Annotated in this window: 18 protein-coding genes; 13 read left to right on the forward strand and 5 right to left on the reverse strand. The window is 56.7% G+C overall.

All coding sequences use genetic code 11. The annotated features are described in order from the left end of the window. The first annotated feature begins 86 nt into the window (after positions 1-86). From pqqA to pqqF, 6 genes are read left to right on the forward strand one after another with little or no spacing between them, the layout of a single operon-like run. Positions 87-158 carry a pyrroloquinoline quinone precursor peptide PqqA gene (pqqA, locus tag H2Z33_RS20645; protein ID WP_002905689.1) on the forward strand — a complete coding sequence of 24 codons (72 nt, stop codon included), beginning with the start codon at positions 87-89 and terminating at the stop codon, positions 156-158. A 55-nt stretch (positions 159-213) separates the two neighbouring features. Then, positions 214-1,131, forward strand: coding sequence for a pyrroloquinoline quinone biosynthesis protein PqqB (gene pqqB, locus H2Z33_RS20650; protein WP_045344727.1), 918 nt, complete (start codon positions 214-216; stop codon positions 1,129-1,131). Between the two features lie 2 nt (positions 1,132-1,133). Further along, a complete protein-coding gene (gene pqqC / locus H2Z33_RS20655; protein WP_003857506.1) occupies positions 1,134-1,889 on the forward strand; it encodes a pyrroloquinoline-quinone synthase PqqC in 756 nt (251 codons plus the stop codon). A 2-nt stretch (positions 1,890-1,891) separates the two neighbouring features. Continuing rightward, entirely contained in the window at positions 1,892-2,170 is a 279-nt protein-coding gene (pqqD, locus tag H2Z33_RS20660; RefSeq protein ID WP_003857508.1) for a pyrroloquinoline quinone biosynthesis peptide chaperone PqqD, read from the forward strand. Continuing rightward, positions 2,157-3,299, forward strand: coding sequence for a pyrroloquinoline quinone biosynthesis protein PqqE (pqqE, locus tag H2Z33_RS20665; RefSeq protein WP_045347992.1), 1,143 nt, complete (start codon positions 2,157-2,159; stop codon positions 3,297-3,299). The genes pqqD and pqqE overlap by 14 nt, the downstream gene beginning before the upstream one ends. 5 nt (positions 3,300-3,304) lie before the next feature. After that, positions 3,305-5,581 (forward strand): pyrroloquinoline quinone biosynthesis protein PqqF, encoded by a 2,277-nt coding sequence (gene pqqF / locus H2Z33_RS20670; protein WP_063135119.1) that lies wholly within the window; start codon positions 3,305-3,307, stop codon positions 5,579-5,581. A gap of 86 nt (positions 5,582-5,667) precedes the next feature. Here pqqF and H2Z33_RS20675 read toward each other — a convergent pair whose 3' ends face one another. Both H2Z33_RS20675 and H2Z33_RS20680 read right to left on the reverse strand, forming a co-directional pair. Further along, positions 5,668-8,097: a glucose/quinate/shikimate family membrane-bound PQQ-dependent dehydrogenase gene (locus H2Z33_RS20675; RefSeq protein ID WP_063135118.1), complete on the reverse strand. Its 2,430-nt coding sequence runs from the start codon at positions 8,095-8,097 to the stop codon at positions 5,668-5,670. A 346-nt stretch (positions 8,098-8,443) separates the two neighbouring features. Next, on the reverse strand, positions 8,444-8,863 hold the full coding sequence (locus H2Z33_RS20680) for a translesion error-prone DNA polymerase V autoproteolytic subunit (protein WP_003857514.1): 420 nt from the start codon (positions 8,861-8,863) through the stop codon (positions 8,444-8,446). A gap of 324 nt (positions 8,864-9,187) precedes the next feature. Here H2Z33_RS20680 and H2Z33_RS20685 point away from each other — a divergent pair, with 324 nt between their 5' ends. Further along, positions 9,188-9,388, forward strand: a complete 201-nt coding sequence (locus H2Z33_RS20685) for a hypothetical protein (protein WP_003857516.1) — start codon at positions 9,188-9,190, stop codon at positions 9,386-9,388. Between the two features lie 46 nt (positions 9,389-9,434). On the opposite strand, the gene H2Z33_RS20690 is transcribed toward H2Z33_RS20685, so the two are convergent. After that, positions 9,435-10,301: an aldo/keto reductase family oxidoreductase gene (locus tag H2Z33_RS20690; RefSeq protein ID WP_023296516.1), complete on the reverse strand. Its 867-nt coding sequence runs from the start codon at positions 10,299-10,301 to the stop codon at positions 9,435-9,437. A 145-nt stretch (positions 10,302-10,446) separates the two neighbouring features. On the opposite strand from H2Z33_RS20690, the gene tcp reads away from it, so the two are divergent. Beyond that, positions 10,447-12,108, forward strand: coding sequence for a methyl-accepting chemotaxis citrate transducer (gene tcp / locus H2Z33_RS20695; RefSeq protein WP_017384568.1), 1,662 nt, complete (start codon positions 10,447-10,449; stop codon positions 12,106-12,108). Positions 12,109-12,140: 32 nt separating this feature from the next. On the opposite strand, the gene smrA is transcribed toward tcp, so the two are convergent. Continuing rightward, the gene (smrA, locus tag H2Z33_RS20700) at positions 12,141-12,704 is read right to left on the reverse strand and encodes a DNA endonuclease SmrA (protein WP_015570640.1); all 564 of its coding nucleotides are present in this window, start codon (positions 12,702-12,704) and stop codon (positions 12,141-12,143) included. A 350-nt stretch (positions 12,705-13,054) separates the two neighbouring features. Further along, positions 13,055-13,960 carry a LysR family transcriptional regulator gene (locus H2Z33_RS20705; RefSeq protein ID WP_032648168.1) on the reverse strand — a complete coding sequence of 302 codons (906 nt, stop codon included), beginning with the start codon at positions 13,958-13,960 and terminating at the stop codon, positions 13,055-13,057. Between the two features lie 174 nt (positions 13,961-14,134). Between H2Z33_RS20705 and H2Z33_RS20710 the strand changes: the two genes are divergently transcribed. The 5 genes from H2Z33_RS20710 (at position 14,135) to fnr (ending at position 19,922) form a co-directional block, all read left to right on the forward strand. Continuing rightward, entirely contained in the window at positions 14,135-15,445 is a 1,311-nt protein-coding gene (locus H2Z33_RS20710; protein WP_032670027.1) for a M20 family metallo-hydrolase, read from the forward strand. After that, complete coding sequence (locus H2Z33_RS20715) at positions 15,445-16,890, forward strand: M20 family metallopeptidase (RefSeq protein ID WP_047741335.1); 1,446 nt, start codon at positions 15,445-15,447, stop codon at positions 16,888-16,890. The genes H2Z33_RS20710 and H2Z33_RS20715 overlap by 1 nt, the downstream gene beginning before the upstream one ends. 44 nt (positions 16,891-16,934) lie before the next feature. Next, positions 16,935-18,461: a p-aminobenzoyl-glutamate transporter gene (abgT, locus tag H2Z33_RS20720; RefSeq protein WP_017694100.1), complete on the forward strand. Its 1,527-nt coding sequence runs from the start codon at positions 16,935-16,937 to the stop codon at positions 18,459-18,461. A gap of 9 nt (positions 18,462-18,470) precedes the next feature. After that, positions 18,471-18,986 (forward strand): methylated-DNA--[protein]-cysteine S-methyltransferase, encoded by a 516-nt coding sequence (gene ogt / locus H2Z33_RS20725; protein ID WP_015570643.1) that lies wholly within the window; start codon positions 18,471-18,473, stop codon positions 18,984-18,986. A 183-nt stretch (positions 18,987-19,169) separates the two neighbouring features. Next, positions 19,170-19,922, forward strand: a complete 753-nt coding sequence (fnr, locus tag H2Z33_RS20730; protein WP_000611906.1) for a fumarate/nitrate reduction transcriptional regulator Fnr — start codon at positions 19,170-19,172, stop codon at positions 19,920-19,922. The last annotated feature ends 102 nt before the right edge of the window (positions 19,923-20,024 follow it).

The raw sequence follows: 20,024 nt of genomic DNA on the forward strand, positions 1-20,024 counted from the left end.
CCCTCCTGTGACGCATTATTTGATGACCATCACAAAACTGGCACAAACAATGGCGTTGGTGCTGCATTTTTAAAGAGGAAAAAACGATGTGGAAGAAACCTGCTTTTATTGATTTACGTCTTGGCCTGGAAGTGACCCTGTACATTTCCAACCGCTAATCGCTCTGCCCGCCATCCGTGCGGGCATTTTTGTTTGACTACCTGGCCCATCTTCATGTTTATTAAAGTCCTCGGTTCCGCCGCTGGCGGTGGTTTCCCCCAGTGGAACTGTAACTGCGCCAACTGTCAGGGTTTGCGCAACGGTACCCTTCAGGCGACCCCTCGCACCCAGTCGTCGATCATCGTCAGCGATAACGGCAAAGAGTGGGTGCTGTGTAACGCCTCCCCCGATATCAGCCAGCAGATTGCCCATACGCCAGAACTGAATAAGAAAGAGGTTCTGCGCGGCACACATATTGGCGGCATTATTCTCACCGATAGCCAGATTGACCACACCACCGGGCTGCTCAGCCTGCGCGAAGGGTGCCCGCATCAGGTATGGTGTACGCCGGAGGTGCATGAAGATCTTTCCAGCGGATTCCCGATTTTTACCATGCTCCGGCACTGGAACGGTGGCCTGATTCACCACCCGATCGCGCCGCTCACCGCCTTTAGCGTGGAAGCCTGCCCTGATTTGCAGTTTACCGCTGTCCCCATCGCCAGTAACGCACCGCCCTATTCGCCGTGGCGCGACCGCCCGCTGCCGGGGCATAACGTGGCGCTGTTTATCGAAAACCGCCGCAACGGTCAGACGCTGTTCTACGCACCGGGTCTCGGTGAACCCGATGACACCATCCTGCCGTGGCTTAAAAAAGCGGACTGTCTGCTGATTGACGGCACCGTCTGGCAGGACGATGAACTCCAGGCCACCGGCGTCGGACGCAATACCGGCCGCGACATGGGCCATCTGGCGCTCGGCGATGAACACGGCATGATGGCGCTGCTGGCCTCGCTGCCGGCAAAGCGCAAGATTCTGATCCACATTAATAACACCAACCCGATCCTTAACGAGCAGTCGCCGCAGCGTCACGCCCTTGCGCAGCAGGGAATAGAAGTGAGCTGGGACGGGATGAACATCACGCTTCAGGACTAACTATGCACATTCGCGAAACGCTCTCACCGCAAGAGTTTGAGCACGCCCTCCGGGCGAAAGGCGCCTACTATCATATTCACCATCCGTACCATATCGCGATGCATAACGGCGAGGCCAGCCGCGAGCAGATCCAGGGCTGGGTGGCGAACCGGTTTTACTACCAGACGACGATCCCGCTGAAAGATGCGGCAATTATGGCGAACTGCCCGGATCCGCACACGCGTCGCAAATGGGTGCAGCGGATCCTCGATCACGACGGCAGCAACGGTCATGACGGCGGTATCGAAGCCTGGCTACAGCTGGGCGAAGCCGTGGGGCTCAGCCGCGAGGACTTAATCAGCGAACGCCACGTACTGCCCGGCGTCCGTTTCGCCGTCGACGCTTACGTTAACTTCGCCCGCCGCGCCAACTGGCAGGAGGCGGCATGCAGCTCGCTCACCGAACTGTTCGCCCCGCAAATCCATCAGTCGCGTCTCGACAGCTGGCCACAGCACTACCCGTGGATCAAAGAGGAAGGCTATTTTTATTTCCGCAGCCGCCTCAGCCAGGCCAGCCGCGACGTTGAACACGGTCTGGAGCTGGCGAAGCGTTACTGCGATAGCGCGGAAAAGCAGAATCGGATGCTGGAGATCCTTCAGTTCAAACTCGATATCCTGTGGTCGATGCTCGACGCGATGACCATGGCCTACGCGCTACAGCGTCCGCCTTATCACACGGTCACCGACAAAGCGGCCTGGCACACAACCCGACTGGTATAAGCATGCAAAAAAACTCCATCGTCGCCTTTCGTCGCGGCTATCGCCTGCAATGGGAAGCCGCTCAGGACAGCCATGTCATCCTCTATCCGGAAGGCATGGCCAAACTCAATGAGACCGCGGCCGCGATCCTCGAACTGGTCGATGGCCAACGCGACGCGGCGGCCATCATTGCCATACTCAACGAACGGTTCCCGGAAGCCGGCGGCGTGGATGACGACGTCGTAGAATTCCTGCAAATCGCTTATCAACAGAAGTGGATTATTTTCCGTGAGCCAGAATAAACCCGCCGTCAATCCACCGCTGTGGCTGCTGGCGGAGCTGACCTATCGCTGTCCGCTACAGTGTCCTTACTGCTCTAACCCGCTGGACTTCGCCCGGCAGGATCAGGAGCTGACCACCGAACAGTGGATTGAGGTTTTCCGCCAGGCGCGGGCGATGGGCAGCGTGCAGATAGGTTTTTCCGGCGGCGAACCGTTGACGCGTAAAGATCTGCCGGAGCTGATCCGCGCCGCCCGCGATCTCGGTTTTTATACCAACCTGATCACCTCGGGAATTGGCCTGACGGAAAGCAAGCTCGACGCGTTCAGCGAGGCCGGTCTGGACCATATCCAGATTAGCTTCCAGGCCAGCGATGAAGTGCTCAACGCTGCGCTGGCGGGGAATAAAAAAGCCTTCCAGCAGAAGCTGGCGATGGCCAAAGCGGTCAAAGCCCGTGATTACCCGATGGTGCTGAATTTCGTCCTGCACCGGCATAATATCGATCAGATCGATAAAATCATCGAGCTGTGCATCGAACTGGACGCCGACGATGTCGAACTTGCCACCTGCCAGTTCTACGGTTGGGCATTCCTTAATCGTCAGGGGCTTCTGCCGACGCGGGAACAGATCGCCCGCGCGGAACGCGTGGTTGCCGAATATCGGCAAAAAATGGCCGCCAGCGGCAATCTGACCAACCTGCTGTTCGTCACCCCCGATTATTACGAAGAGCGGCCAAAAGGCTGTATGGGCGGCTGGGGGGCGATTTTCCTCAGCGTGACCCCGGAAGGCACGGCGCTGCCCTGCCACAGCGCGCGCCAGCTGCCGGTGGATTTCCCGTCGGTGCTTGAACAGAGCCTGGAATCCATCTGGTATGACTCTTTCGGCTTCAACCGCTATCGCGGGTTTGACTGGATGCCAGAGCCGTGCCGCTCCTGCGATGAAAAGGAGAAGGACTTCGGCGGCTGCCGCTGCCAGGCCTTTATGCTCACCGGGAATGCTGATAACGCCGATCCGGTGTGCAGCAAATCGCCGCATCATCATAAAATCCTCGAGGCGCGACGCGAAGCAGCCTGTAGTGATATGAAGATCGGTCAGCTTCAGTTCCGCAACCGTACCCGTTCTCAGCTTATCTATAAAACCCGGGAACTGTAACGATAATGACCACCCGCATCGTGGAACTGGCAGGCGGTTTACGCGCAACGCTGGTGCATCAGCCGCAGGCGACACGCGCGGCGGCGCTGGCGCGCGTAAGTGCCGGAAGCCATCACGAACCACCGCGCTTCGCCGGTCTTGCGCATTTGCTTGAGCACCTGCTGTTCCGCGGTAGCCAGCGCTATCAGGGCGATGATCGACTCATGGCCTGGATCCAGCGCCAGGGCGGCAGCGTCAATGCCACCACGCTGGCTCGCCATAGCGCTTTTTTCTTCGACGTTGCCGCCGATAACCTGTCCTACGGCGTCGCGCGGCTGCGGGATATGTTGCAGGCGCCGCTGCTTTCACCGCATGACATACAGCGCGAAGTGGCTGTCATTGATGCGGAAAACCGGCTCATCCAGCAACATGATTCCGCCAGGCGCGAAGCGGCGGCGCGCCACGCGATGGAAGAACCCGCGGTTTTTCGCCGTTTTCAGGTGGGTAGCAAGGATTCTCTGGGACAGGACCCGGTATCGCTGCAAGCCGCGTTGCGCGACTTTCATCGTCGCTATTATGTGGCCGGACACCTGCAATTGTGGCTGCAAGGGCCGCAAACGCTGGATGTGCTGGCCGAGCTTGCCCATACGTTTGCGTCAGATTTTGCGTCAGGAGGCATGCCTGAAACCGCTCCCCCGTTGCGTCTTAGCGCTGAAGCAGATTATAAGCTGGCGGTAACGGAGCGACCCGCACTGTGGCGTTGTCCGTTAATCCGAAAAAGTGACAACGTCACTTTATTTCGGGAGTTTTTACTGGACGACGCCCCCGGAAGCCTGATTGCCGGGCTACGGGTGCGCGGGCTGGCAGAAGAGGTAGCCCTGAACTGGCTTTATCAGGATGACAATTACGGCTGGCTGGCGCTAACGGTTGATAGCGAACGGCCCGAGGACATTGACCCGCATATTACCCACTGGCTACGGGCGCTACAGCAAACGACGGATGAGCAGCAGCGGCATTATTATCGGCTGGCACAGCAGCGTTTCAGCGCCCTGCCGACGCTGGAGCAGCTGCGCCAGCGGGCATTTGGTTTTGCGCCCGGCGCGGCGCCCGTAGGTTTTTCCGCCTTCTGTGCTGACTTACTGGCGGCGCCAGTCTCGTATCTGGCCTGCAAAAAAATGGAAACCGCTGAAATTATTGCCAGCCAGGGTTTTGCCCTGCCGCTTAGCCATTGGCGTCGCCAGCCGGTTGCAGATGATAGCCCCATCGCGTTTTCCTTCTACCCGCAGACTGCCAGGTATGCTGCGCCAGCCCCGACGTCAGAAGCTGCTCCACTGCTGCATTTGTCGGCGCAGACACAACCGCCGACGCTGATCCTGCGCAGGCCTTTTTATTCGCGCGTGGACAGGTCTCAGGGGGTGGCGATGGGCAAACAGTTACGCCCTCTTCTTGCTGAACTGCGCCATATCGACGGCAGCGGCGAGTGGCAAACGGTTGACGGTAGCTGGCAGCTCACCCTGCGGCTTCCTGACGCCATGGTGACGGCGGAACCCATCATCGGGGCGATAATCGATCGCCTCTCCCACCCCGCACCTGCTATTACGCCAGCGCCAGAAGGCATTGCCATCCGTGAGCTGCTTCAGCAATTGCCTGAACGTCTGGCATCGGACCCGCCACGGGACGGCTGGCTGGCGGCGTTAGTTGGCGGCAGCGCCGGACACGCGCACGGGTTAGCCCGGCAGCTTGGCCTGCTCCGGGTGCCGGTTAACGCTAAGCCGTTGCCGTTAAGCGGTTGTCCCGGCGGGATCGAACACATCCCGCACGCCAGCGCGGATTCGGCGCTGCTGGTGTTTATTCCCCTGCCGCCGGGCGCGTCGCTCGCCGCGCTGCGGCTGCTGGCGTTATGCTGCGAACCGCAATTTTTCCAGCGCCTGCGCGTGGAACAGCAGATTGGCTACGTGGTCAGCTGTCGTTATCAGCGTATTGCCGATCGCGATGGCCTGCTGCTGGCGTTACAGTCGCCTGACCGTTCTCCCGTGAACCTGTTGGGTTGCTGCAAACGATTTTTGCGTGAGCTGACGCCGTGCGATGAGGCAGCGTTCAGCGTGTTGCGACAGCAGCTGGCGACGCAGATCCGCTCACCGATGGATGCCAGCGCCACGGCAGTGGCCGCCCTGCGCCAGCGCTATGGTTTGCCGGTGTTAACGCCGCAGGCTATTGATGCCCTGCAACCTGACGAGATAATCGCGCTATGGCGCGAGATGACTCGCCGTCGCCGACGCTGGCGGGTGCTTTTCACGGGCTGACCGGAACCGGCGCTTTCTTCCTGTGCGTAGTTTTTAGTCAAAAAAAAGCCCCGTACTACGACGGGGCCGGGCTGCTTATTTAGCTGTTATTTATCCAGCGCGTAGGCAATCACGTAGTCACCACGATCCGGCGACTGGCGTGCACCGCCGGCAGAGATCAGAATGTACTGTTTGCCGGTTTTCGGTGATACATAGCTGACAGGTCCGCCCTGGCTACCCACCGGGAGACGCGCTTTCCACACTTCTTCCCCCGTGGAGGAATCAAAGGCGCGCAGGTAGTAATCCTGGGTTCCCGCAATGAAGACCAGACCGCCCTGCGTGGCCAGCGTACCGCCCAGCGTCGGCATACCGACAGGCATTGGCATGCGCATTTTTATCCCAAACGGACCGGTATCCTGAACGGTACCGACCGGCACCTGCCAGACGATTTTCTGCGTTTTCAGGTCAATTGCGGAGAGGGAGCCAAACGGTGGTTTCTGGCACGGAATGCCCAGCGGTGACATGAAACGGTTTTTGTTGACCGAATACGGCGTTCCTTTCATCGGAACGGCGCCCATCCCGGCGTTCACGGCTTCACCGCCTGTGTTTGCCACCGCGCTCTGCGGATCTTGTTTAATCAGCTGGACCCACAGACCCAGACGCATGTCGTTGACGAAGATGTACTGGTTGTTCGGATCGGTGGACAAGCTGCCCCAGTTCATTCCCCCCAGCGAGCCCGGGAAGCTCAGGGAAATATCGGTTCCCGGCATCGTGTACAGACCGTCATAACGCATTGATTTGAAGCTGATACGGCAGGCCAGCTGGTCAAACGGCGTCGCCCCCCACATATCCGATTCTTTCAGGGTTTCCGCGCCAATCTGCGGCATTCCCACAGAGCGCGGCTGCGTTGCCGGGTACTGTTCACGTGGAATATCCGCTGGTTTTACCGGAACCTCTTTCACTTCAGTGAGCGGTTTACCCGTCAGGCGATCAAGAACGTAAATTTGCCCCGCTTTGGTGCCCACCACCACCGCGGGCTTGTTGCCCTCTTTCGTCGGGAAATCAACCAGGCTCGGCTGCATCGGGATATCGAAATCCCAGAGGTCGTTATGCACGGTCTGGTATACCCACTTCTCTTTCCCGGTAGTCGCATCCAGCGCGAGGATTGAGGTGGCGTATTTGTGATCTTCCGGAATACGGTCAGCGCCCCACAGGTCGACAGAGGAACTTCCCATCGGGATAAACACGGTATTCATCGACGCATCCCAGGACATAGGGGCCCAGGAGTTTGCAGAGCTACGTTTGTAGTGTTCGCCCGGCTTCAGAACATAGTTCGGATCCGGATTACGCGGGTCGAACGCCCAGCGCAGCTGGCCGGTGATCACGTCATAACCACGTATAACGCCTCCCGGCATATCGGTGCTGACGTTATCCGCAACGCGGCCGCCAACGACAACCGTCGTACCCGCCAGCGTCGGGGCCGACGTCAGCACGTAGGTGGGATCTGACGCGTCGCCCATCCCTTCATGCAGGTTAACGCTGCCGTTAGTACCGAAGTCCGGGCAGAACTTGCCGTTATCGGCGTCTAACGCGATCAGCTTACCGTCGATGGTGTTCATCAGGATACGGCGCTGGCATGCAGCGCCCGGTGCCACCTGCGCTGGCAGAACCGACGTGGAGCCGGCTACCGTTGGCTGCGCCAGCGGTTTGGTGGCATCAAAGTACGCCAGACCACGGCAGCGCATCCAGATTGCAGACCTGGCGTTGATTTCCGCTTTCCAGATCTCTTTCCCGCTATCGGCATCCACGGCGATCACGTTGTTATGCGGCGTACAGAGGAAGACACGATCGCCAACCTGTAGCGGCGTTTGCTGATCTTCTGCGCCATTGCCGTCCGGACTTTCCGGTACGTCACCGGTATGGTAGGTCCAGACCGGTTTCAGGTTTTTCACGTTGTCACGGGTTATCTGGTCCAGCGCCACAAAGCGACTACCGCCAGCCGTATTACCGTAGTGATCCCAGTTCTGCTGTTTCGCATCATCTTTTACCGGCACCAGCGGGCGTTTTTCACCGCTAAACGGCACGGTCGGATGGGGTTGAAACATCTGAACAAAGGTGACGCCCATGGCGACAATAAGGACCGCGCAGACCCCCAGGGCCCCTTTTGCGCAGGACGGTTTTCCTTCACGTTTACGCAATGCAGGCCAGGTGGCGGCTGCCAGCACCATCAGCCCGGCGGGTACCATTAAACGGGAAACCAGCGGCCAGAAGTCGAGCCCGGCATCGAAAAATGCCCAAATCAGGGTGCCAAGAAACACCAGGGCAAACAGCCCCACGGCAGAGGACTTGCGGCGGAAGAACTGAATCGCAGAGAGCAGAGTGATAACCCCGGCGATGAGAAAATACCAACTCCCCCCCAGGGAAACCAGTTTAAAACCGCCGATGGCAAAAAAGAGCCCCGTTACAAGAAGTATCACACCCACCAGCAGGCACCACGGGCCTAACCAGCCGGATGGGCGGGGATTATTGTCTGACATAAAAATGAATCTCCTGATTACTTTATAACAGCAGGGTTTTATTGACTGCCACGATGCTAAAACCCTGCCTAACATCAATTGTTCGTGTGCGAATCATAAATTAAAATTATAATGTAGACAAAATGTATTCTGTCGGAAGAAAAGAAAACTCACTAAAGTGCAGGAACATAACAAAATAAAAAAATGGGATATCACTCTGTAATTCGCCAATACCAGAATATTTGACCAGTCAGTTCCGGCTTATGCGATGAATATCAGGTTTGCCGACAAGACAGCCCCGATAACCTAAGATTTTTGCATGATGAGAATTAACTTATTGCCTATTAATTAAGCTTCACAAACACGATCAGCTCGCGGATTTCACGATATACGTCACTACACCAAAGATATCGAGCGTATCGTCGCTGCCGACAATAATCGGTGAATAGGCGCTGTTCATGGGGTTGAGTTGAATATTGGGACGCAACTGGAGGCGCTTCACGGTAAATTCGCCCTCTACCGCCGCAATCACGATATCGCCATGCTCAGGCTTGCGGGAACTGTCCACCACCAGCAAATCACCGTTATTGATCCCCCCTTCTATCATCGAGTCACCGGCGGCTTTGACAAAGTAAGTGGAGCTGGGATGGGCGACTAATAACTCGTTTAAATCGATACGCCGCTCTACATAATCCGCTGCCGGGCTGGGGAAGCCGCACTGTACTAAGTCGCTGAAAAGTGGAATAGCAACGATTTCACGCAACTCTGCGGGTCTGAAAAAGATCATGATAAATACCTCATACTGTTTTTATATACAGTAGTTTTAACTGAGGTATCGATCAAGCCATGTCAGCGTAAGCGGCTGGCTACGCCTTAACCGCTTCGCTTATAACCCCCTATAGCAATGAAGATTATTTGCTTTGTAAATTTTTACGTATGGGCAAGCTTAACGCGTCATAAAACATCACTATCAAATCACTTACTAATGACTTCTAAATACACAAAACATAACTTAGCTTCACTGCACAATCACTATCCATTGACTTTCTATTTAGACTGGCGCATATTTTACAGCACAAATTAACAAGACAATTTTTGGAGGACGTTTTCTATGCCCGCCCGTGATTATCCCGATAAGCGTGTTGCTCGCGGTGTCGCAAAGGAGGCCGAACTCAGGATGTTAAGCGCGCGCATCGATCCTGCGCTGATGGAGTACATCCGCATTACTGCGTATGAAACACGGAAAAGTAAGCAGGAAATCGTGGCGGAAGCATTAGCGCTTCACCGCCAAAGAAGTCAGATTGGATCATAAACAGCAAAAGCCCGAAAAATCCTCCGGGCTTTTGCTGCCATCGGGATTACCCCACCAGCGAATTTAACGTCTCCAGCGCCTCAGGCGGCAATACCAGATCGGCTGCCGCCAGGTTTTCACGCAGATGCGCCACCGACGAGGTTCCCGGGATCAAGAGGATATTTGGCGAGCGTTGCAGCAGCCATGCCAGCGCCACCTGCATCGGCGTCGCGCCCAGTGAATCCGCCACCGCCTGTAGCCCGGAAGATTGCAGTGGCGTGAAACCTCCCAGCGGGAAGAACGGCACCCAGGCAATCCCCTGCTGCGCCAGCGAATCGACCAGCGCATCGTCACCGCGATTCACAACGTTGTACATATTCTGTACGCACACCACGGAAACCATCTTCTGCGCTTCAGCGACCTGCGAAGCGGTGACGTTGCTCAGCCCAATATGGCGAACCAGCCCCTGCTGTTGCAGCTCCGCAAGGGTGCTCAGCGGCGCGGCAATTGAGCCTTCCGCCGGTCCATGGGTGCTAAACATGATCCGCAGGTTAACCACGTCCAGCACATCCCGCTTCAGGTTACGCAGGTTGTCATGCACCGCCTGCGTCAGCTCCTGCGCGGAAAACGCCGGCAGCCAGGAGGCATCCTCGCCGCGTCGGGCTCCGATCTTGGTCACAATCGTAAGGTCGTCCCGGTACGGATGAAGCGCCTCGCAGATAAGCTGGTTGGTCACATGAGGTCCGTAAAAATCGCTGGTATCAATGTGATTCACACCCGACGCCACCGCTTCACGCAGCACCGCCAGCGCCGCATTTTTGTCTTTTGGCGGACCAAAAACGCCAGGCCCGGCAAGCTGCATCGCGCCATAGCCAAATCGTTTAACCGTACGCGTTCCGAGCGTGAACGTTCCGCTTTTATCTATGCTGCTCATGCTGACCTTCCTCATAAAAAATGATCCGGATTTACAACAGGTTCCGCAACGAAACCATTAGTTAAGCAATAGTAAAATTAAAGTTTAAATTCGCTACGACGATAGTATTGATGTAACCCTGCCTCTTCTCTTACGGATGACCGCCATGCTGAAAAATCTGCACGTGATTACCGGTATTATCTTTGCCCTCACCATATTCTGTCTGCTGCAAGTTGTCACGGGAGGGTTGTTCTACTCTGCCGTTAATAACGATCGTCACAACTTTCAGAACTCCGGGTTACTCAATGCCCAACAGGAGAGCCTGAGCGACAGCGTGAACACGCTGGTGAAAACGCGCGTTACCGTCACCCGCGTGGCGATCCGCTACCTGAAAAACCAGCGCGATCCGGCCTCTCTCGCAGCAATCAACACGCTGTTGGGCACCGCGAACGGTTCGCTGACCAAAGCCGAAGACTATTACAAAAACTGGCAGGCGATTTCGCAGGTGAAGGGCCAGAATGCCGCGCTCACCGAAGAGATGCAGAAAGCCTGGAAGCAAATGCACGAGGTGATGCGCTTATCCATTGAGTATCTGCGCGCCGATAACTATCAGGCCTATGGCGACCTGGACGCCCAGCAGGCGCAGGATGAGATGGAGGCGGTCTATACCCGCTGGCGCGCTGAAAACAACGTGCTTCTGAAAGCCGCCGCCGAAGAGAATCAGAGCAGCTTTACCCAGATGCAGTGGACGCTGGCGGCGATCTTCCTGACTGTGATCGCCGTGCTGGTGGTGATCTGGCAGGGTTTACAGCACCTGCTCCTGAAACCGCTCAACGCCATCATGAACCATATTCGCACCATCGCGAGCGGCGATCTGACGCAAAATGTCGCGATTACCGGGCGCAACGAGATGGGCCAGCTGGCTGCTGGTCTGCACGAGATGCAGCAGTCGCTGGTGAGCACCGTCAGCGCCGTGCGCGGCAGCACAGATTCTATCTACACGGGCGCAGGAGAAATTGCCGCCGGGAGTAACGACCTTTCCGCGCGAACCGAGCAGCAGGCCGCCTCGCTGGAAGAGACCGCCGCCAGTATGGAAGAGCTGACTGCCACGGTGAAACAGAACTCGGATAACGCCCGTCAGGCGACGCTGCTGGCGAAGAATGCGTCTGAAACCGCCGCTCGCGGCGGTCAGGTGGTGGATAACGTGGTGCGTACCATGAATGACATTGCCGACAGTTCTCAGCAAATTGCGCATATCACCGGCGTTATCGATAGCATTGCCTTCCAGACCAACATTCTGGCGCTCAACGCGGCGGTTGAAGCCGCCCGTGCCGGGGAACAAGGTCGCGGCTTTGCGGTCGTGGCAGGTGAAGTACGGACGCTGGCCAGCCGCAGCGCGCAGGCGGCAAAAGAGATCAAAGGGCTTATCGAGAACTCTGTCAGCCGGGTGAATACCGGCTCGGAACAGGTGAGCGAGGCGGGTGCGACCATGAAAGAGATCGTCGCGGCCGTGACGCGCGTAACCGATATTATGGCTGAGATTTCCTCGGCGTCTGACGAGCAGAGCCGCGGTATAGAGCAGGTCAGCCTGGCGGTCTCGCAGATGGACAGCGTCACGCAGCAAAACGCCGCGCTGGTACAGGAGTCGGCAACGGCGGCGGCAGCGCTGGAAGATCAGTCTGAACAGCTGCGTCAGGCCGTGGCGGCATTCCGGCTGAACGCTCAGGCATCGCTGGCGGCTCGCCCTAAAAACGTGAAAACGCCCGTACTGCTGCGCCCGTCAGCGGCAGGCGCGAATACAGCTGACGCGAACTGGGAAACCTTCTGAGTGACAGGCGGGCATCTCGCCCGCCTTCCTGATTAGCGGCTGCGCTTGGCGTGGCGCTCCCAGTTATCTCGTTTCGCATCCTCTGACTTACGCAACGAGACATAGCATGCTCCGCTGCCGCCGTGATGCGGCTGCGCTTCGCAAAAGGCCTGTACTTCGTCGAACTCGGTCAGCCAGCGCGCAAGATAGCTGCGCACCACGTTAGGATGCGACTGCTGTTCACGCCCTTTACCATGCACGATGATCAGGTTGCGTAGCCCGTCACGTCCGGCCTGGCGAATAAAGGAATAGACCAGCTGGCGGCATTGCTCCGCAGGCTGGCGTAACAGCGTTAAGCTGGCCTGACGGGAATATTTGCCGGAACGCAGCTTATCAAATACCCCCTGCTGTACCCCTTCGCGCTGGTACATGAGCGGCTCGGCAAGGGGCAACAGTTCCAGAAACCCCAGCGTCAGAAAGTTATCGAGCTGCTCAGTATCTATTTCCTGACGCGCCCGCGTGTTGCGGCTCTGCTGCCAGTGAATATCCGCGCAGCGTTTGAGCGGCTGGACATCCTCCATGGCGTCAAGAAAAAGTGATTTGTCGTCAGGGTTCATGGAAATCCTCCGGCTACATCTGAGTGATGTACTATACCTGCGCCCGTTGCGGGTCTCAATCATCCAGGCACAGGTTCAAATAATGGCTTAAGGAACAGATAATCGCAGACGCAATAAATTTAATCTAACCTTAACTTAAATTTCAGCCGTAATTAATTAAATAATTTACGTTAAAAAATCGTGAAATCAATCACTCAACGTCCTTCTCTTTTAAGAAAAAGCTGTTATAACTTAATAAACCTGCCCAATGGATAATGCATGTAGGATCCGCGAAAGGACGCACGACTGTGTGTACTGTGGAGTCTGTCTGATGTCGGGCAGACTCTATTTTTTTATTGTTGTTATTTTTATTAAATTAATTTCCTGGCTTCCCTTCGAAACTGCGTGATTAATGATTCGGCAAGCGGTGTCTGGCGAGAATCACGACGCTGAATTAAATAATATGCTGCTTTAGGCAGGGTTTCGACAACCGGCAGCATTATCAGACGGTGCGCCAGAAGCGGATCGCAGCCCAGCTCCTGCGGTAAAATGCTGATGAAATCGCTTTGTGCGACGAGGCTAATACAGGAGGAAAAGGTCTCACAGACAACGCCAATTCGCGGTATTTGAGATCGATGGCTAAAAGTATCCTGCAACTGCTTATAATAACTTCCCCGGGGCGTAGGCATCGTCCAGTTATATTGCAAAAGCTCATTAATTGAGGTCGCCCCTGTCGCCGGATGCCCTGCCCGACAAAATACAGCAAAAGGCTTTTCGAACAGCTTTTCAAACGTAAATTCGTGATCGTACGGCCCCTGATAATAGGTATTGATGGTAAAGTCCAGCTCACCCTGACGTAATTCATTAATCATCGACACCAGCTGGCCTTCCATAATCCGTACGTTGACCTGAGGATGCTGCGCATGAAAACGCGTAATGACGGCCGGCATCAGGCTGCGTGAAATACTGGCCCCCATCCCAATATTGATCTGCCCGGCAAGCTCGCCCTGTCGCTGGCGGATGTCATCCTGCGCTGCACGCAGCTCTTCCAGAATCAAATTAGCGCGGTGATAAAACCCTTCCCCGCACTCGGTCAGCGCGACGCCTTTACTCCGGCGCACAAACAGCTGGGCCGCCATACCCTCCTCCAGCTCTTTAATGGATTTGGTCAGCGCCGGCTGGGAAAGATTTAACGTCCTGCTGGCACCGCGAATGCTGCCCTGACGCGCCACTTCAACAAACGCCCGGATTTGATGAAATTTAATCTGAAATGACATAGCTCAACCGATAACCGTTGTTTATCAGAGTAAAGAAACTGTCATCTACTTTAATGGAAAGGGATATGCGAGGGTAATTTCTGAACGGTTAAAACTGTGAAAAAACGGTTAGTGATAAGTAAAAACTATCACAACGTGAAGCAGTTCACATTTTTTATGATGACAGGAGCAGATATGGACACACTGGCACAGTACATCCAGACATTATCCCCCCAGTTGATCGCATGGCGTCGCGATTTTCACCATTTTGCGGAATCCGGCTGGGTAGAGTTTCGAACAGCTGCGAAAGTCGCGGAAATCCTCGACTCGCTGGGCTACGAACTGGCGATGGGTCGCGACGTGGTCGATGCCGAAAGCCGTATGGGACTGCCCGATGACGCCACCCTTTCGCGAGAGTTTGCCCGCGCCCGGGCGCAGGGTGCGCCGGAGAAATGGCTGGCGCCGTTTGAGGGCGGATTTACCGGCATTGTGGCGACCCTGACTACCGGACGTCCGGGCCCGACGCTGGCGTTTCGGGTAGACATGGATGCACTTGATTTAAGCGAAGCGCTTGACGAAAGTCATCGCCCCTTCCGCGACGGTTTTGCCTCCTGCAATGCGGGAATGATGCATGCTTGCGCGCACGACGGCCACACCACCATTGGTCTGGGGCTGGCGCAGGTGCTTAAGCAGAATGAAGCGCAGCTCAACGGCACCATCAAGCTAATTTTCCAGCCTGCCGAAGAAGGCACCCGCGGCGCGCGCGCCATGGTTGCCGCCGGGGCGCTGGACGGCGTGGATTATTTTACCGCCATTCATATTGGTACCGGCGTGCCTGCCGGAACGGCGATCTGCGGCAGCGATAGCTTTATGGCCACCACCAAGTTCGACGTGAACTTTACCGGCGTTGCGGCACACGCGGGCGGTAAGCCGGAGGACGGACGTAACGCTCTGCTCGCCGCCGCTCAGGCCGCACTTGCCCTGCACAGCATTGCGCCACACAGCGAAGGCGCCTCCCGCGTCAACGTCGGGGTGATGCAGGCAGGTAGCGGACGCAACGTGGTGCCCGCCAATGCCCTGATCAAGGTTGAAACCCGCGGCGAAACCGAAGCCATTAATCAGTATGTCTTTGAACGCGCGCAGGCGGTTATCACCGGCGCGGCCGCGCTCTACGGCGTAAGCGCCGAAATACGCCTGATGGGTGCCGCCACCTTCAGCGCGCCGACGCCGGCCTGGGTTGCTTATCTGCGCGAACAGGCGAGCCAGGTTTCCGGAATTGAGCACGCAATTGATAAGGTGACAGCGCCTGCGGGCTCCGAAGACGCCACGCTGATGATGGCCCGCGTTCAGCAGAACGGCGGCATGGCGTCGTATATGGTCTTCGGCACGGAACTGAGCGCCGGACATCATAACGAAAAATTCGATTTTGATGAGCAGGTGATGAACGTTGCCATCGAAACGCTGGCGCGAACTGCGCTTAATTTCCCGTGGACGCGAGGTGTGTAATGCAGGAGAACTACGCTTTTATCGCCGATGCCATCGACACGCGATGTCAGACGTTTACCGATATTGCCGACGACATCTGGGATCATCCCGAAACGCGCTTCGAAGAGTTCTGGTCCGCCGAACGGCTCGCCAGTGCGCTGGAAGCCGAGGGCTTTGCCCTGACGCGGGAAGCCGGAGGCATTCCCAATGCCTTTATTGCCAGCTACGGCAGCGGCAAGCCCGTTATCGCCCTTCTGGGCGAATACGATGCCCTGGCCGGGCTAAGCCAGCAGGCGCACTGCGCGACGGCGCAATCCGCCACCCCGGGGGCGAACGGCCACGGCTGCGGGCATAACCTGTTAGGCACTGCTGCCTTCGCCGGGGCGGTGGCGGTGAAAAGCTGGCTGGAACAACACGGCGGCAGCGGAACGGTACGATTTTACGGCTGCCCCGGCGAGGAAGGCGGCTCCGGTAAAACCTTTATGGTACGTGAAGGTCTGTTTAACGACGTGGACGCTGCCGTGACATGGCACCCGGAGGCCTTTGCCGGGATGTTTAACGTCAGCACGCTGGCCAATATTCAGGCCGCCTGGCGGTTTAAGGGGATCGCCGCTCATGCCGCAAACTCCCCACATCTGGGGCGCAGCGCGCTGGATGCCGTGACGCTGATGACCACCGGTACAAACTTCCTCAACGAACACATCATTGAAAAAGCGCGCGTTCATTACGCCATCACCGATACCGGCGGGATTTCGCCCAACGTGGTACAGGCCCAGGCCGAGGTGCTGTACCTGATCCGCGCCCCGGAGATGGCCGATGCGCAGCAGATCTACGCGCGCATCGAGAAAATCGCCCAGGGTGCGGCGATGATGACCGAAACCACCGTCGAGTGCCGCTTTGATAAAGCCTGCTCCAGCTATCTGCCGAACCGTACGCTCGAAGCGGCGATGTACCGCGCATTGCAGCATTATGGCACGCCGGCCTGGACGGAAGAGGAAAGCGAATTTGCCCGTGAAATCCGCGCCACGCTCACGGCAAACGACCTGCAAAACAGCCTGAAAAACATTGCCGCAACGGGGGCCGAAGAGGGAAAAGCGTTTGCCCGACGCCATCAGGAGACGCTGCTGGTGGATGAAGTTGCCCCTTACGCCATCACCGATAACGTGCTGGCAGGCTCCACCGATGTGGGGGATGTCAGCTGGAAGATGCCTGTCGCACAGTGCTTTAGCCCCTGTTTTACCGTCGGCACCCCACTGCATACCTGGCAATTAGTGGCGCAGGGGCGTACCTCAATTGCCCATAAAGGCATGTTGCTGGCCGGAAAAGTGATGGGCGCGACCGCGCTGCATCTGCTTCAGGATGCCGACCTGTTGCGAAAATGCCGGGAAGAGTTCGAACAACACACAACAGAAAAACCGTACGAGTGTCCGATCCCGCAGGGCGTGACACCGTCACCTTTAAAATAAAAAAACACAACACAACAACACAACAACAGTCCCGAGGAACGCCCATGAGTATGTCTTCCATACCTTCGCATTCCCCATCCGGTAAGCTCTATGGCTGGGTTGAAAGGATCGGCAATAAAGTGCCGCACCCTTTCCTGCTTTTTATCTATTTAATTGTCATCCTGATGGTCGCGACGGCCGTGCTGTCCGCCTTTGATGTGAGCGTGCGCAGCCCGGCCGACGGCAGCATGGTGGCAGTGAAAAACCTGCTCAGCGTTGAAGGGTTGCACTGGTTTTTGCCGAACGTGATTAAAAACTTCAGCGGTTTTGCGCCGCTGGGCGCCATCCTGGCGCTGGTGTTAGGCGCGGGACTGGCCGAACGCGTGGGTCTGCTGCCCGCGCTGATGGTGAAAATGGCCTCGCACGTCAGCGCGCGTTATGCCAGCTATATGGTGCTGTTTATTGCCTTCTTCAGCCATATCTCGTCCGACGCGGCGCTGGTGATCATGCCGCCGATGGGGGCGCTGATTTTCCTCGCCGTTGGCCGTCATCCTGTTGCGGGTCTGCTGTCGGCGATTGCGGGCGTCGGCTGTGGGTTTACCGCTAACCTGCTTATCGTGACCACCGATGTGCTGCTCTCCGGCATCAGTACGGAGGCAGCCAGCACCATCGATGCGACTATGCACGTCAGCGTGATCGACAACTGGTACTTTATGGCCAGTTCGGTGATTGTCCTGACGATTGTCGGGGGGCTGATTACCGATAAGATCATTGAGCCGCGCCTGGGTAAATGGGAAGGCCGGAGCGATGAAAAGCTGGAGACGCTGAGCAAAGAGCAGCAGTTCGGCCTGCGCGTAGCCGGGATCGTCTCGCTGGCGTTCATTGCGGTGGTGGCGCTGATGGTGGTGCCGGAAAATGGCGTGCTGCGCGATCCGATCAAACACACCGTACTGCCCTCGCCGTTTATACAGGGCATTGTGCCGCTGATAATTCTCTTCTTCTTCGTCGTTTCGCTCGCGTTCGGCATCGCCACCGGCAAAATCCGCCGTCAGGGAGATCTGCCGCACCTGATGATCGAGCCGATGAAGGAGATGGCGGGTTTTATCGTGATGGTGTTCCCGCTGGCGCAGTTTGTCGCCATGTTTAACTGGAGCAATATGGGCAAGTTTATGGCCGTGAGCCTGACGGACGCGCTGGAGGCGGCGGGGTTGAGCGGTGTTCCGGCGTTTGTCGGCCTGGCGCTGCTGTCGTCCCTGCTGTGCATGTTTATTGCCAGCGGGTCGGCCATCTGGTCGATTCTGGCGCCCATCTTTGTCCCCATGTTTATGATGCTCGGCTTCCATCCTGCGTTCGCCCAGATCCTGTTCCGTGTCGCCGATTCCTCGGTGATCCCGCTGGCGCCCGTGTCACCCTTCGTTCCGCTGTTTTTAGGCTTCCTGCAACGCTACAGACCGGAGGCTAAGCTGGGTACCTACTATTCGCTGGTTCTGCCCTATCCGCTTATCTTCTTAGGGGTATGGCTGGTGATGCTGGTGGCGTGGTATCTTGTCGGCCTGCCGATTGGACCGGGTGTTTACCCGAGGCTGAACTAAGGAGTACTGATGCTGAGATTACTCGAAGATAAGATTGCGACGCCGCTGGGGCCGCTGTGGGTTATCGCGGATGAAGCGTTCAATCTGCGCGCGGTTGAATGGGAAGAGCACAGCGACCGGATGGTTGAGCTGCTCAACATCCATTATCGCGCCGAGGGTTACGAGCGTATTACTGCCCGTAATCCTGGCGGGCTGAGCGATAAACTGACGGCCTACTTCGAGGGCGATCTCAGCATTATTAATACCCTGCCAACCGCCACGGCGGGTACCCCTTTCCAGCGCGAGGTGTGGCAGGCGCTGCGTAATATTCCCTGCGGGCAGGTGATGCACTACGGTCAGCTGGCAGAGCAGCTTGGCCGTGCCGGCGCGGCGCGCGCGGTCGGTGCGGCAAATGGCTCTAACCCCGTCAGCATTGTGGTGCCTTGCCATCGCGTGATCGGGCGCAACGGCACCCTCACCGGCTATGCCGGGGGCGTACAGCGCAAAGAGTGGCTGCTGCGTCACGAAGGGTATTTTCTGCTGTAATTCCCAGGCTTTTTGTGCTTAATTTTCTTCCTGTTAGGTTCATAATCCTTAATCATTCTGTGGAATTTCAAGGAGATGGCAACACGCTGCCGTCTCTTGTCTTTATTGGGGGTTTGCCAGACTTACGTCCTTACCAAAAAGATGTTAAAATTGACCAATATCAATTAAGGCTTGAGCAAACCTATGATCCCGGAAAAGCGAATTATACGACGCATTCAGTCTGGCGGTTGTGCTATCCATTGCCAGGATTGCAGCATCAGCCAGCTCTGTATCCCGTTTACTCTGAATGAGCACGAACTCGATCAGCTTGACAATATCATCGAGCGCAAAAAGCCTATTCAGAAAGGGCAGACGCTGTTTAAGGCGGGAGACGAACTGAAATCGCTCTATGCTATCCGTTCTGGCACTATCAAAAGCTACACCATTACCGAACAGGGCGACGAGCAGATCACCGGCTTCCATCTGGCAGGCGATTTAGTCGGCTTTGACGCCATCGGCAGTGGCCATCACCCGAGCTTTGCTCAGGCGCTGGAAACCTCTATGGTCTGCGAAATTCCGTTTGAGACGCTGGACGATCTGTCCGGTAAGATGCCGAACCTGCGTCAGCAGATGATGCGTCTGATGAGCGGTGAGATTAAAGGCGATCAGGATATGATCCTGCTGCTTTCCAAAAAGAATGCCGAAGAGCGTCTGGCCGCCTTTATCTATAACCTCTCCCGCCGTTTCGCGGAGCGTGGCTTCTCCCCGCGTGAATTCCGTCTGACCATGACGCGCGGTGATATTGGCAACTATCTGGGCCTGACCGTGGAAACCATCAGCCGTCTGCTGGGTCGCTTCCAGAAAAGCGGAATGCTGGCGGTTAAAGGTAAGTACATCACCATCGAAAACGGTGAAGCGCTGGCCATTCTGGCGGGTCACTCACGTAACGTGGCATAACTCTCCCGGATATCTTATGCCAGGTCGATAAATTTTCATGATTATTGATCTGGCAAAAACTTCCCCCCTGTTTCATTCAAGATATATAGGTTACTCTTTTAC

Source organism: Enterobacter sp. YSU (genome assembly GCF_016082135.1).
In the GTDB taxonomy this organism is placed as follows: Bacteria; Pseudomonadota; Gammaproteobacteria; order Enterobacterales; family Enterobacteriaceae; genus Enterobacter; species Enterobacter hormaechei_C.

What these genes read in the sequence shown, in the direction of transcription:
- pqqD (WP_003857508.1), top strand. Translation starts at nt 1,892, where the DNA reads ATGCAAAAAAACTCCATCGTCGCCTTTCGTCGCGGCTATCGCCTGCAA.
- ogt (WP_015570643.1), top strand. Translation starts at nt 18,471, where the DNA reads ATGCTGAGATTACTCGAAGATAAGATTGCGACGCCGCTGGGGCCGCTG.
- pqqF (WP_063135119.1), top strand. Translation starts at nt 3,305, where the DNA reads ATGACCACCCGCATCGTGGAACTGGCAGGCGGTTTACGCGCAACGCTG.
- tcp (WP_017384568.1), top strand. Translation starts at nt 10,447, where the DNA reads ATGCTGAAAAATCTGCACGTGATTACCGGTATTATCTTTGCCCTCACC.
- H2Z33_RS20710 (WP_032670027.1), top strand. Translation starts at nt 14,135, where the DNA reads ATGGACACACTGGCACAGTACATCCAGACATTATCCCCCCAGTTGATC.
- pqqB (WP_045344727.1), top strand. Translation starts at nt 214, where the DNA reads ATGTTTATTAAAGTCCTCGGTTCCGCCGCTGGCGGTGGTTTCCCCCAG.
- H2Z33_RS20685 (WP_003857516.1), top strand. Translation starts at nt 9,188, where the DNA reads ATGCCCGCCCGTGATTATCCCGATAAGCGTGTTGCTCGCGGTGTCGCA.
- abgT (WP_017694100.1), top strand. Translation starts at nt 16,935, where the DNA reads ATGAGTATGTCTTCCATACCTTCGCATTCCCCATCCGGTAAGCTCTAT.
- fnr (WP_000611906.1), top strand. Translation starts at nt 19,170, where the DNA reads ATGATCCCGGAAAAGCGAATTATACGACGCATTCAGTCTGGCGGTTGT.
- H2Z33_RS20680 (WP_003857514.1), bottom strand. Translation starts at nt 8,863, where the DNA reads ATGATCTTTTTCAGACCCGCAGAGTTGCGTGAAATCGTTGCTATTCCA.
- pqqC (WP_003857506.1), top strand. Translation starts at nt 1,134, where the DNA reads ATGCACATTCGCGAAACGCTCTCACCGCAAGAGTTTGAGCACGCCCTC.
- H2Z33_RS20715 (WP_047741335.1), top strand. Translation starts at nt 15,445, where the DNA reads ATGCAGGAGAACTACGCTTTTATCGCCGATGCCATCGACACGCGATGT.
- H2Z33_RS20675 (WP_063135118.1), bottom strand. Translation starts at nt 8,097, where the DNA reads ATGTCAGACAATAATCCCCGCCCATCCGGCTGGTTAGGCCCGTGGTGC.
- smrA (WP_015570640.1), bottom strand. Translation starts at nt 12,704, where the DNA reads ATGAACCCTGACGACAAATCACTTTTTCTTGACGCCATGGAGGATGTC.
- H2Z33_RS20705 (WP_032648168.1), bottom strand. Translation starts at nt 13,960, where the DNA reads ATGTCATTTCAGATTAAATTTCATCAAATCCGGGCGTTTGTTGAAGTG.
- H2Z33_RS20690 (WP_023296516.1), bottom strand. Translation starts at nt 10,301, where the DNA reads ATGAGCAGCATAGATAAAAGCGGAACGTTCACGCTCGGAACGCGTACG.